This is a genomic window from Flavobacteriales bacterium, from assembly GCA_030584065.1.
Classification (GTDB): Bacteria; Bacteroidota; Bacteroidia; order Flavobacteriales_F; family PHOS-HE28; genus PHOS-HE28.
Window position 1 is genome coordinate 2910331 of record CP129489.1, and the last position, 12789, is coordinate 2923119.

Annotated in this window: 11 protein-coding genes; 2 read left to right on the forward strand and 9 right to left on the reverse strand. The window is 64.5% G+C overall.

The window, feature by feature from the left end; translation table 11 throughout:
• Nucleotides 1–26: 26 nt before the first annotated feature.
• The 8 genes from QY325_12245 to QY325_12280 all read right to left on the reverse strand — a co-directional run bounded on the left by QY325_12245 (nt 27) and on the right by QY325_12280 (nt 8192).
• Nucleotides 27–803, reverse strand: coding sequence for an NYN domain-containing protein (locus tag QY325_12245; GenBank protein ID WKZ65529.1), 777 nt, complete (start codon nt 801–803; stop codon nt 27–29).
• Nucleotides 804–833: 30 nt separating this feature from the next.
• Nucleotides 834–2102: an FAD/NAD(P)-binding oxidoreductase gene (locus QY325_12250; protein WKZ65530.1), complete on the reverse strand. Its 1269-nt coding sequence runs from the start codon at nt 2100–2102 to the stop codon at nt 834–836.
• Nucleotides 2103–2162: 60 nt separating this feature from the next.
• Nucleotides 2163–3824, reverse strand: coding sequence for a hypothetical protein (locus tag QY325_12255; protein ID WKZ65531.1), 1662 nt, complete (start codon nt 3822–3824; stop codon nt 2163–2165).
• A 3-nt stretch (nt 3825–3827) separates the two neighbouring features.
• Nucleotides 3828–5096 (reverse strand): glycosyltransferase family 87 protein, encoded by a 1269-nt coding sequence (locus QY325_12260; protein ID WKZ65532.1) that lies wholly within the window; start codon nt 5094–5096, stop codon nt 3828–3830.
• A gap of 242 nt (nt 5097–5338) precedes the next feature.
• Entirely contained in the window at nt 5339–5884 is a 546-nt protein-coding gene (locus QY325_12265; protein ID WKZ65533.1) for a YceI family protein, read from the reverse strand.
• A 56-nt stretch (nt 5885–5940) separates the two neighbouring features.
• Complete coding sequence (locus tag QY325_12270) at nt 5941–6528, reverse strand: nitroreductase family protein (GenBank protein WKZ65534.1); 588 nt, start codon at nt 6526–6528, stop codon at nt 5941–5943.
• Nucleotides 6529–6578: 50 nt separating this feature from the next.
• A complete protein-coding gene (locus QY325_12275; GenBank protein WKZ67982.1) occupies nt 6579–7298 on the reverse strand; it encodes a pirin family protein in 720 nt (239 codons plus the stop codon).
• Nucleotides 7299–7469: 171 nt separating this feature from the next.
• On the reverse strand, nt 7470–8192 hold the full coding sequence (locus tag QY325_12280) for a pirin family protein (protein WKZ65535.1): 723 nt from the start codon (nt 8190–8192) through the stop codon (nt 7470–7472).
• Between the two features lie 178 nt (nt 8193–8370).
• Between QY325_12280 and QY325_12285 the strand changes: the two genes are divergently transcribed.
• Nucleotides 8371–9663 carry an acetyl-CoA hydrolase/transferase C-terminal domain-containing protein gene (locus tag QY325_12285; protein WKZ65536.1) on the forward strand — a complete coding sequence of 431 codons (1293 nt, stop codon included), beginning with the start codon at nt 8371–8373 and terminating at the stop codon, nt 9661–9663.
• Nucleotides 9664–9839: 176 nt separating this feature from the next.
• Complete coding sequence (dxs, locus tag QY325_12290) at nt 9840–11780, forward strand: 1-deoxy-D-xylulose-5-phosphate synthase (protein ID WKZ65537.1); 1941 nt, start codon at nt 9840–9842, stop codon at nt 11778–11780.
• Nucleotides 11781–11800: 20 nt separating this feature from the next.
• Here dxs and QY325_12295 read toward each other — a convergent pair whose 3' ends face one another.
• Nucleotides 11801–12754 carry a sigma 54-interacting transcriptional regulator gene (locus QY325_12295; protein ID WKZ65538.1) on the reverse strand — a complete coding sequence of 318 codons (954 nt, stop codon included), beginning with the start codon at nt 12752–12754 and terminating at the stop codon, nt 11801–11803.
• Nucleotides 12755–12789 lie beyond the last annotated feature (35 nt).

Sequence of the window (12789 nt, forward strand, 5' to 3'; positions counted from 1 at the left end):
GGTGTCACCAAGCTACGGCACACCCTTCACCCCCGGAACCGCACCATCACCGCATTGCCCTTCTCCTCGCGCCGGATGTCGAGTTGGTCCTTCAAGGCGTTCACCAGCGAGGATAAGGAGGCATGGCCGTAGCTTCGCGGGTCGAAGCCGGGGTCGAGGCGGCGCAGGGCCTGGCCGATGAGGCTGAGCGAGGCGACTTCCTCCTCGCCCTTGGCGATGTTGAAGGCCTTCCGCAGCTTGCGCATGAGCTCTGCGTTCTGCGAGAGTTCCACCGGCTGGGCCTTCGCCGAGGAAGTGCTGCGCTTTGAACCGGACCGGGCACCGGCACCCGAGGATATGGCTACTGCACCCAACGGTTCCTGCACATCCAGGTTCTCCACATAGATAAAGCGCTCGCAGGCCTTCACGAAGGCATCCGGGGTCTTCTTCTCGCCCACGCCCATCACGAAGAGGCCGCTCTCTCGCAGCCGGGTCGCCAGCCGCGTGTAGTCACTATCACTGCTCACGATGCAGAAGGCATCCACCAGCTCGCCGTGCAGGATGTCCATGGCGTCGATGATCAGCGCGCTGTCCGTGCTGTTCTTGCCCTTCGTGTAGGCGAACTGCTGTACGGGCTGGATGGCGTTGCTGTTCAGCAGCTCCTTCCACCCGCTCATCCCCTGCGTGGTCCAGTCGCCGTAGATGCGCCGGATGGTGATGGTGCCCTGCTTGCTTACTTCCTCCAGGATCGCGGCCAGCCGCTTGGGTGCCGCGTTGTCACCATCGATCAGCAAGGCGATCGTGGTGTCGTTGATTTTCTTCATGCCCGGTGAAGGTAGGTGCTGGGCGCAGGCCTACATCGTTCCCTTCAGCATCCGGTTCCAGTACAGCCAGGGCAGCACGTGCTTCTTCAGCACCCACATGCTCCACAAGGGCTTGCTGGTATCGAAGAGCTTGCTGAGCAAGGGGTCGCTGTCGCGCACGTTGTCGTACTTGAACTCGGCCAGCAGCATCTTGCCATAGCCGGTCACCAGCGGACAGCTGCTGTAACCCTCGTACTTGGCGGGTGAGAGCAGACCGTCCTTGATGCGCTGCAGGATGTTGGCCACCACCACGGGGGCCTGCTTGCGGATGGCCGCGCCGGTCTTGGCCGTGGGCAGCGCGGCGGCATCGCCCAGCCCGAAGATGTTGGCGTAGCGCTTGTGCTGCAGGGTGTTGATGTCCACCTCCAGCCAGCCCTTGTTGGGTCCGTCGGCATAGGCCAAGGGCGAGTCGCGCACGAAGTCGGGCGCGCTCTGCGGCGGTGCCAGGTGCAGCATGTCGTACTTCATCACAATCGTGCTCTCCCCCTCGATCTTCTCCGGCAGGCCCTGTTCCTCGGTGATCACGCAGTGGTTGTCGCCGGGCTTGCTCCACTTGAAGTGGATCTCCTGCTTCACCGGGTCGATGCGCACGGGGTTGTAGAAAGCCTTGAAGATGATCTCCTTCTTGCGGATCACGTCCTCCAGCGCCGCGCGGAAGGGCTGCACGCCGAAGATCACCGAGCCGGGCGTGGCGAAGACGAGCTTGGTCTTGTCGCGCACGCCACTGCGCCGGAAGAACTCATCCGCCAGGTATACCGCCTTCTGCGGGGCCCCGCCGCATTTGATGGGCGTGCTGGGCTGCGTGAACACGGCCACTCCCCCTTTGAAGGCGGTCATCACCCGCTTCGTCTTCTCCGGATCCAGGTAGTTGCTGCACACCTTGTCGGTGGCCAGCGCCTCGCGGAGGCCGGGCAGGTCATCGATGTTCATCTGAATGCCCGGCGCCACCACCAGGTGGCCGTACGTGTAGGCATTGCCCTCCTTCGTGCGCACGGTATTCGCCTCCGGCTCGAATACGGCCGCATGCTCCTTGATGTGGACCACACCGGGCGGTATGACACCGGCCTCATCGCGGCGCGTGACCTTCATGTCGAAGGCGCCGGCCGCCACAAGCGTCCACGCCGGCTGGTACCAATGGTCCTTGGCAGGGTCCATCACAGCAATGCTGAGCTTCTTCTCCTTGCGGCGCAGTTGGGCAGCGGTCATGATGCCGCCTGTGCCGCCGCCGATGATGAGCACGTCGTGATGCACGGTTGCCATGGTCAGTAGGAATTGGAACCCGAAGATGAGCCCGGCACGGCGCGCGGCGCGTGACGTTCATCACCCTTGGCCACCGGCCTCTGCCCACGCGTGCAGCAGCCGCGTGCAACGGCGAAGCGCCTCCTGATAGCCATGCTCGGTACCCGCGGACCTCAAGGCCAACGCCCGCGCGATGCACCGCCGATCGGCAACAGGCCAGCGCTCCAGGTCATCGATCAGGGCCAGCGGCAGCGCCCAGTCCTCAAGCGCCGCGCGCTTGGCTGCCGCATCCGGAACTCCGAGCATGCGTCGGGCCCTCGCACGGGCATCCCTCAAGGCGCGGGGCCGGTCGCCTGCGGCCCCGGCCAATGCCCCGGCCGCGTGCACCAGAGCGGCGGTATCCACCATCGGCTGACCCTCATCGTCCCGGATGCGCAGGACCAGCCCATCGGCCACCAGCTCCTTGAGCAGTGGCAGCGGAACCTCATAGCCGGGCTGGCTGCCCAAGCGCTTCGCCTCACGGGCCGCGATGCGCGCGAGCCGCTCGTTCCATGGCCTGAATCCGAGCCGGTAGTAGAACCAGTAGGCGCCACTCCTCAGGCCGTCCGGATTGCCATGGCCCAGCTGGTAATTCTCCGCCTCGAAGAGCGGCACGCTGAAGCGCTGATGGTACAGCCGCAGCAGCTGCGCGAAGAACCATGCGCTCTCCCCTCCGCGGAGCGCCGGGAACACGTTGATGCCCACCTTGGTGCGGCCGGGGAAGACCCAGGCGCCACCATAGGCCATCGGCACACCATTCTTGAAGGCCATGAAGCCCACGTAGCTCTCCAGCGAGAGGCGATGCGCAGGATCCATGTGGAAGAGCGCGATGGTGAGACCCCGCCCCATGGCATGCAGCTCAGCGCGTTGCGCATACGTCACCGGATCGGTCTCGCGCTGCATGAGCGCGAGCACCTGCCGGGCGGTGGCGATCAATCGCCGATGGGCGCCGGCCGTCAGCGGCAATGGCGGCTCCACCGGCCGTGCCAGCAGGGCCGGCACATCCACCGACCGCTGCAACGGACCCGGATGGAAGCTTGGCGCTTCCGCCACGAACCGCAAGGTGGACAGCGAGGGGGCCTTCGGGCTCCCAACGATGCGCACGTAACAGGACAGGGCATTGAACAGGGCCTCGCGCTGTCCTTGGCCCATGTCGCCGCCGGCCAGCGCCTGCACCAGGCCCTTTAGCTGGGCCTGTCCGCCAGCGCCGAAGAGCGCGGCCAGCAGTTCGGCCGCATCACCGCCGCACTGATCCAGGGCTTCCTGCTCAGGCGGGGTGAGCAGCGGCCGCACGAGCAGGGATAGCTGCTCCGCCGACGCATCCAGGTCATGCAGGAGCACCGGTGCCGGCCAATGCTTCAACAGCCAGCGGACCATCGTGTAGGAATAGGATCCAACCACATCACCGCCTGCGAGCCCGCTGTCCTGCAGGGCTTCGCGCAGGCGGGCATCATCGGTAATCCGCTCGTGCAGGCGCTGCCGGAAGCGCCGCATGCCGGTCACGGCGATGCGATGCTGCTCGGCGCTCGTGGGATATGCCTCAAGGAACAGCAGCAGATCATGCAGCTCCTTGATGGCTGCCGTGCTTCCCAGGGGCCGCTCCAGCGCGCCGCGCACCGCTTGATCGGCACCATCCGCGCGTGAAACGGCCGCGCGCCGCAGGCGAAGCACCTCATCGCGCGTGAGCGTCCTCGTGCGGGCCATGGCTCAACTTGCGGCCTTTGGTGCCACCTGACGGCCCGATGCCACCAGCACCCAGGCGCAGACCACGAGCAGAAGGCCCTCCGCCAGCAGGATGTCCACCGGCAGGATGGACCAGGCGCCGACGACCAGCCCTGCCGCCACGAGGAGCATTGCATCCAGCATGAAAGGCCTGCGCTGGCCGCCGAGCACCACCAGGAGCGCCGGCGCCACCCAATGCACCAGCTGGTAGTCGAAACGCGGTGTCGGCAGCAGCATCATGAGCACGGTCCACGCGATGAAGCCTAGGAGGAGCAGGTGCTCAGCCGAGGCCCGTGCCGCATTCCGGCGCAGCAGCAGCAGCCCCGTCAGGAGCACCGTGCCGTACGCCACCCATGGCAGCCAGCCGGACAGCGATAGCCCGACCACAGCGAGCAGCACAGCAGCGATGGAGCCGTTCTCGAACTCCATGGCATGATGCTCCCGCAGGTTGGCGAGGCCCTCAATCAGCGAAGGATAGGCGAAGGCCCCGGGGTCGGTGCTGGGGGGCGCGCCGAGGCCTGGCATGGTGCTCCAGATGCGCATGGCCTCCAGATACTCCGACCAGGCGAGCAGGCCATTCGGGATGATCGCGAAGACGGCGGCGCTGGCGCCAACCATCGCCACTGCGCCGATAAGCATGCGCGCATTCACACGAAGCACCAGCGGCAGCAGCAGGAACGCGTAGGTGGGCTTGAAGAGCACGAGGGCCGCGGCCAGCGCGCCGGTGAGCAGATGCCGTGCCTTCGCCAAGCTCCAGAACAGCCCGGCGATCAGGGCGGCGAAGATCACGTACACCTGGCCCCGCTCCACGTGCAGGCGCCATGAAGTGGATGCCAGCAGCGCCACCAGCACGATGCCGGCCACCAAGGCGCCGGGCCATCCGGTTCCGGCGAAGGCGCTGCGGGCCAGGACGACGGTCAGAAGCAGCAGCGCGTACTGCAGCACCAGCCAAGGCAGGCGCGCCGCCCCGAACGGGAGAGCGCCCAGCGGGGCCATCACGAGCGATTGAAACGGCGTGCCGGTATAGCGCGTCATCGTCGCCCCGGGCGGCACCATGGGATCGGCGAATCGCTCGGGTTCACCCGGTCGCCATGGGCTGAAGTACATGGAACGGCCGGCGATCAGGCTACGGGCGCCGACGACCTTGTCGCGCAGGTCAACGCCGCCGTATTTGCGCGTCAATGAGAAGTCGATGGCCAGGCTGAAGAGCAGGGCCGCGCCCAGGATGAGGTTCAGCAAAAGGTGTCGGCTCATGCGGGGGGCGCAATTGCGCTGAGTCAAAGATGCGCGCAAGGGCTCATGCACGGCAACTCCCACTGCAATCCTACGGACCGGGTTGAACCCTGGCACCAGGCTGCGCGAAACGAGCGCACCAGTTTCACGATTGCCAGCATCTTGACTCCGGACGCCTGAGCCGAGCGGAGCAGAAGGCCGCGCAAAACGGAAGGCCCCGGCAGTCGCCGGGGCCTTCCCTGCTCATCAGCGTCCGCTGCGGCTCAGCCCTGCTTGGCCAGCTGCACCTCGCACTGGATGCGCACCTCGTCGCTCACCAGCACGCCGCCCGCTTCCAGGGCCGCGTTCCAGGTGAGGCCCCACTCCTTGCGATCGATCCGGCCGCTGAGCTGCAGACCGGCCTTGGTGTTGCCCCAGGGATCCTTGGCCATGCCGCTCCACTCCACGTCGAGCGTAACGGGCTTGGTCACATCCTTGATGGTGAGCTCGCCGGTCACCTTCCAGCTGCTGCCGCTGCCTTCGATGCGGGTGCTCTTGAAGGTGAGCTTCGGGAATTGCTCGCTATCGAAGAAGTCGGCGCTGCGCAGGTGGCCATCCCGCTTCTCGTCGTTGGTGAAGATGCTGGCGGTATTGGCCCAGAAGCTCACCTTGGCGTTGGCCAGGTCGTCGCCCTCCAGCTCGGCATCGGCACCGAATTCCTTGAAGCTCCCGGTGACGGTGCTGATCATGAGGTGCTTCACCTTGAAAAGCACTTCGCTGTGCGAGGCATCGATGCCCCATTTGGTGGTGGTCGCGGTGGCGGTTTCCATGTTCTGTTGGTTGTTTCGGTTCGTGATGCCGGGCGCATGCGGCCCGATGGTTCGGTTCAGATGCGCTGGGCGATCTCGCTGAGCGGCTTGCGCGAGCGCGGCGTGCGCTCCCGCGTGAGGAATGGCTCGGGCAGGCTGTCCGCATCTCCCAGGCGACCCAGCACCAGCAGGCAGATGAGGCCCTCCTCCGCGGTGTTGATGCCCAGCGCCTCGTTCGCGGCCGCGTGGTTGAAGCCGCCCAGCAGATGGCCGTAGATGCCCATGGCGGTGGCCTGCGCCAGGAGGTTGCCCACGGCCATGCCGGTGTCAAAGGCCCAAGTGGCGTTGGGCGCCTGGTTCCGCGCGTGGAGCTTCATGCCACTGATGGCGATCACTGCCGCGGCATTCGGGGCCCAAGGCTGGTTGCCCGTGGAGAGCGTGGCGCGCAAGGCATCGAAAGCTACCGAACCGCGATGCGCGTAACGGAAGCGCCAGGGCTGCTCATTCATGCTGCTCGGCGCCCAATGGGCGGCCTCGACCAGGGTGAGCAGCTCATCGTCCGTGAGCGGCTCACTGGTGAAGGCGCGCGGGCTGAAACGCCGACGGATCAGCGGAAGCACATCGTGCTCGGTGCGCGCTTCCTTGAGTTCGAGGGTGGGGTTCATAGGGTATAATCAGGTTCATTGCAACGGTATTGGCGAGGCATGCCTCGCCGCTACAGTTGCATCGGGACATCCTGGAGCAGGATCTCCGCTCCGTTCGGGCCCGCCTCCACGCTCAGCGCATCGGTGTCCCAAACGCCCAGCGCGTCGCGCTTGCCGAGGGGCTGCCCGTTGATGGTGGTGCTGCCCTCGATCACGAATGCGTACACCCCGTTGCCGGTGCGCTTCACGGCGTAGCTGGTCTTCTTGTTCGCGTCGAACTTCCCGATGTGGAACCAGGCGTCCTGGTGGATCCACACGCCGGCGTCATCGGGGCTCGGCGAGAGCACCTGCTGCCATTTGTTCACGCGGTCCTTCGGGTCCAGCGTCAGCTGCTGGTAGCGGGGCGTCACCTGCCGCTTCTTGGGGAAGAGCCAGATCTGCAGGGTGTTCGCGTCGCGGTCGTTGTACGGGTTGAACTCGCTGTGCAGGATGCCCGTGCCGGCGCTCATCACCTGCACATCGCCCGCGTGGATGATGCTGGTGTTGCCCATGCTGTCCTTGTGCTGCAGCGCGCCCTTCAGGGGGATCGTGATGATCTCCATGTTGTCGTGCGGGTGCGTGCCGAAGCCCTTCCCGGCGGCGATGATGTCGTCATTCATCACGCGCAGCACGCCGAAGTGCATGCGGGTGGGGTCGTACCAGTTGGCGAAGCTGAAGCTGAAGTTGGCCTTCAGCCAGCCGTGGTCGGCGGTGCCGCGCTCGCTGGCGCGGTGCAATACCATGTTGCCCATGCGTTCAGGGGGTGTTGGCGGGAGGTGGTCGAAGCCCACCGGCTCCAGCGGTTTGATCTCGTCGATGTCGTTCTGCATCAGCTGGGCGGCAGCCGTGCCGCTCACGAGCATGCCTGTGCCCAGAAGGCTCTTGCGGAGGAAATCCTTGCGGTCCATGGCGATGGGTTGGGTTCAGTTCAGTTGCATCGGCACTTCCATCAACAACAGCTCGACTCCGTTGTTCCCGGCCTTCACATCGAAACCGGCCGCATCCCAGAGGCCGAAGCCGTCGCGGCGCTCCAGTTCCTGGCCATTCACCGTGGCGCTGCCCTCGATCACGAAGGCATAGACGCCGTTGCCGGGCCGCTTCAACGCATAGGACGCGCCTTGTCCCGCGTCGAACCGCCCCAGGTGGAACCAGGCATCCTGGTGGATCCATACGCCGGCATCGTCCGCGTTGGGCGAGACGATCTGCTGGAAGCGGTTGCGGCGCGCCTCCGGGTCGAGGGTGATCTGGTCGTAGCGCGGCGCCACGTTGCGCTTGTTGGGGAAGACCCAGATCTGCAAAAAGCGCGTGAGCCGGTCGCGGTTCAGGTTCTTCTCGCTGTGCGTGATGCCGCTGCCGGCGCTCATCACCTGGATGTCGCCGTGGCGGATCACCTGCGTGTTGCCCATGCTGTCCTTGTGCTCCAGATCGCCCTCCAACGGGATGGAGATGATCTCCATGTTGTCGTGCGGGTGCGTGCCGAAGCCCATGCCCGGCGCTACGGTATCATCATTCAGCACGCGCAGGGCTCCGAAGTGCATGCGCTCCGGATCGTAGTAGTGGCCGAAGCTGAAGGTGTGGTAGGTGTCCAGCCAGCCGTGGTTCGCATGCCCGCGGGTGGTGGCTTTGTGCAGGACGGTGTTGGTCATGGCGGCTTCGCCTAGGTGAATGGGATCAACCTTGATGGCGCAAATATATTCCATGGAAAATATTTCGGCGCGACTCCCTCGCCAAAAAGCCTGAATGGCCGGTTCGGTACCCGGGCACGCCTCGGGATTGTTGCTGGTGGCCCTATGGCCTTGCCGCCCTGGGCCCGACCTTCGTGGCATGTCCCTCCCCTGGATGTCCGCCTCTGAGGCCGTGCGCTTGGTGAACAACGGCGACCGCGTCTTCATCCACGGCAGCGCCGCCACCCCCGTGCGCCTGGTGCATGCCCTGTTGGACCGCCATGCCGAGCTGCACGATGTGGAGCTCACCGCCATCAGCACCTTCGGCGACCTCGGCTTCGACCGCCCCGAGGTACAGGGACCCTTCTACCTGAACGCGCTCTTCGTCAGCGCCAACATGCGCAGCACGGTGGATGGGCCTTACGGCGATTACGTGCCCGTCTTCCTGAGCGAGATTCCCCGCCTCTTCGAGAAGGGCATCCTGCCGCTCGACGTGGCATTGGTGCATGTGTCGCCGCCCGATCGCCACGGCTTCTGCTCCCTGGGCGTGAGCGTGGACGTGGCGCGCAGCGCCATGCGCAACGCCCGCACCGTGATCGCGCAGGTGAACCCGAACATGCCCCGCACCCTCGGCGACGGCCATGTGCACATCAGCCGCTTCGCCGCGTTGGTGGAGGTGAACGACTCGCTGCCCGAGGTGGACTATGCCGCGCAGATCGGCCCCAAAGAGCGCCGCGTGGCGGAGCTCGTGAGCGCCTTGGTGGAGGATGGCAGCACCTTGCAGCTGGGCATCGGCGCCATCCCCGACGCCATCCTGGGCGCATTGGGCGGCCACAAGGACCTGGGCATCCACACCGAGATGTGCTCCAACGGCATCATCGACCTGGTGCGCAGCGGCGTGGTCACCAACAAGTTCAAGAAGAAGCACCGCGGCAAGGTGGCCACCGCCTTCGCCTTCGGCATGCGCCGCCTCTACGACCTGGTGGACGACAACCCCTTCTTCACCTTCCTCGACGCGCAGTACGTGAACGATACCAAGGTGATCCGCGAGAACCCCAAGGTGGTGGCCGTCAATAGCGCCATCGAGGTGGACCTCACCGGCCAGGTGTGCGCGGACAGCATCGGCACCTACCAGTTCAGCGGCGTGGGCGGGCAGATGGACTTCATGCGCGGGGCGGCGTTGAGCGAGGGCGGCAAGCCCATCATCGCCCTGTGCAGCACCACCGGCAAGGGCGCCAGCAAGATCGTGCCCTTCCTGAAGCAGGGCGCCGGCGTGGTCACCACCCGGGCCCACGTGCACTACGTGGTCACCGAGCACGGTGTGGCCTACCTCTACGGCAAGAACCTGCAGCAGCGCGCCAAAGCGCTGATCGGCATCGCGGCGCCGGAGCATCGGGAAGGTCTGGAGAAAGCGTATCGGGAGCGGTTCGAGCGGCACGGGATGCACCAGTGACCGCTGCTGGCCTTGCTGTTGTGTCCCTTACACAAGGAGTCCAGGTCGTCCCTCGGGCGATGCTCACACGTGCGAAGGCCGTAATTCCAACTCTGGTCAGGCGTTCGAGCTCCAGCTCCCCCCGAACTTTCAGCCGGTTACCTTTGTTCCATCTGCTGTCACCAGACCGCCCAGCCATGTCCACCCCCTCGTACCCGCTTCTGGAGCGCATCCAGTTCCCAGCCGACCTGCGCGCCCTTCCCGAGGAGCAACTGCAGCAGGTGTGCACCGAGCTGCGCGACTTCATCATCGACGTGGTGAGCGTGAAGGGCGGCCACTTCGGCGCCAGCCTGGGCGTGGTGGAACTGACCGTGGCGCTGCACTACGTGTTCAATACGCCCTACGACCAGCTGGTGTGGGACGTGGGGCACCAGGCCTACGGGCACAAGATCCTCACCGGCCGGCGCGAGGTGTTCCACACCAATCGCATCTACAAGGGCCTCAGCGGCTTCCCCAAGCGCAGCGAAAGCGAGTACGACACGTTCGGCGTGGGGCACAGCAGCACCAGCATCGGCGGTGCGCTGGGCATGGCCGTGGCCAGCAAGCTGAAGGGTGAGAAGGACCGCCAGATGGTGGCCGTGATCGGCGATGGGGCCATGACCGCCGGACAGGCCTTCGAGGCGCTGAACCACGCGGGTGGTGCGGGCACCGACATGCTGGTGGTCCTGAACGACAACTGCATGAGCATCGACCCGAACGTCGGTGCGCTGAAGGAGTACCTCACGGACATCACCACCAGCCACACCTACAACAAGGTGAAGGACGAGGTGTGGAACCTGCTCGGCAAGATGAGCAAGTTCGGTCCGAACGCGCAGAGCATCGTGCAGAAGGTGGAGAACGCCGTGAAGAGCGCGCTGCTGAAGCAGAGCAACCTGTTCGAGAGCCTCAACTTCCGCTACTTCGGTCCGGTGGACGGCCACGATGTGGACCACTTGGTGAAGGTGATGCGCGACCTGCGCGACATCCCCGGCCCGAAGATCCTGCACACGATCACCAAGAAGGGCAAGGGCTACGCACCGGCAGAGGCGGGCAGTCCCACGGTGTGGCACGCGCCGGGCCTCTTCAACAAGGAGACCGGCGAGATCATCAAGGTGGTGCCCAAGAGCCCGCAGCCGCCCAAGTACCAGGACGTGTTCGGCCACAGCATCGTGGAACTGGCCGAGAAGAACCCGAAGATCGTGGGCGTCACGCCGGCCATGCCCACCGGCTGTTCATTGAACATCATGATGAAGGCCATGCCCGACCGCGCCTTCGACGTGGGCATTGCCGAGCAGCACGCGGTGACCTTCAGCGCAGGCATGGCCACGCAGGGTATGGTGCCCTTCTGCAACATCTACAGCTCCTTCATGCAGCGCGCCTACGACCAGGTGGTGCACGATGTGGCGCTGCAGAACCTGAACGTGGTGTTCTGCCTGGACCGCGGCGGCCTGGCCGGTGCCGACGGCCCGACGCACCACGGCAACTTCGATCTCGCCTACTTCCGCTGCATCCCCAACATGGTGGTGAGCGCCCCGATGAACGAGGAGGAGCTGCGCGACCTGATGTACACGGCCCAGCTGCCGGACATGGGACCCTTCAGCATCCGTTACCCGCGCGGCGAGGGCGTGATGACCGAGTGGAAGACGCCCTTCAAGGCCATCAAGGTGGGCACCGGCCGCAAGCTGCGCTCCGGCACGGACATCGCGGTGCTCTCCATAGGCCACATCGGCAACCTGGCCGCCAAGGGCATCGACGCCCTGGAGGCCGAAGGCTACAGCGTGGCGCATTACGACATGCGCTTCGTGAAGCCGATCGACGAGCTGCTGCTGCACGAGGTCTTCAGCAAGTTCAAGCACGTGATCACCGTGGAGGACCACGCCCTGCACGGCGGCATGGGCAGCGCGGTGCTCGAGTTCATGGGCGACCATGGCTATGCCGCCCACGTGAAGCGCCTCGCCATCCCCGACAAGTTCATCGAGCACGGCACGCAACCCGAGCTGTACCGGGAGTGTGGGATCGATGATGTGGCGGTGGTGGAGGCGGTGAAGGAGATGCTGGGGGAGAAGGGCGTGAAGAAGGGGGTGCGGGTGAGCGCGTAGGGCGAAGCCAGTCGCGTTTATCATTCCTTCTTCACTGTTAAAAGCTGACCTAATTTTTTGAAGTTCAGTCCGTCTTGGGCGGCCCGTACAGAGCCATACCCATCTGGACTAAGAGACCACTTGTACAGGGCTTCCCTGTACTCGTATTCCATCTTGGCCAGGCTCACCCCTCGCCTGAAGTTGAATACTGAAGCAGGAGGTGTTGATCCTGCTGTTCGATGGAACTTCTCGAAGCGGCGCCTTGCATAGCCGAAGGGGTCCTTGTCCTTGTTGATCAAAGCATGCTGCAGGAGAATAGCGATCTTCTCAAGGTCCCGATAGTTGCCCGACAGGGGCAGGCTGTCGAGCCAAATGTTGAAAGCTGAATCATCAGCTGGGATCGACTGCTTGAACAGCATGTTCTCCCAGACAGTGGTGAAGGCAGCAGAGGGCTTCACCCCTTGCTCTTGTAGCGAAGGGAGATAGATTGAGAGTTGATTGATCCGGTCGAAGAAATCCGGCAGGAGCAGTTGCTCAAGCTCTTCGATGCTCCGGTTCGACGCAAAGACCGGTTGGAAGCGCACGAACTCTTCTCGAGTATCGGGTCCGACCTTACGGAACCGATACCACCCTGGCGAGCCTTTATGCTCTACTGTTTGTAGTGCGGTCATCAGCTTCTCTTGCACGCGCTTGTTGAGATTATGTATCTCGTCAAAGAAGAGCATGCGTGTTCGCTGTGCAGCATGGAAGACCCCGGACTTTTCCGTGTCCGCTCCAGTGAACGCCCCTTTCATGTGACCAAATAGCTCGCTGAGCGCCATGGTGTCTCCTTCGACACTTGCGCAGTTGAAGTAGGTGGGAGGCGCTTCAAGGACCTTTCCACCGATTTCGTTGATCATCCTGGACTTCCCAATGCCTCGAGCACCGAGAACGAGGACTGAGAATCGGCCGGGGTTCTTGAAGAAGCTTTCGAGCTCCGTTTTGGCGCTGTCCATCGGTTATGATAATATCGCTATGCGATGATAATATC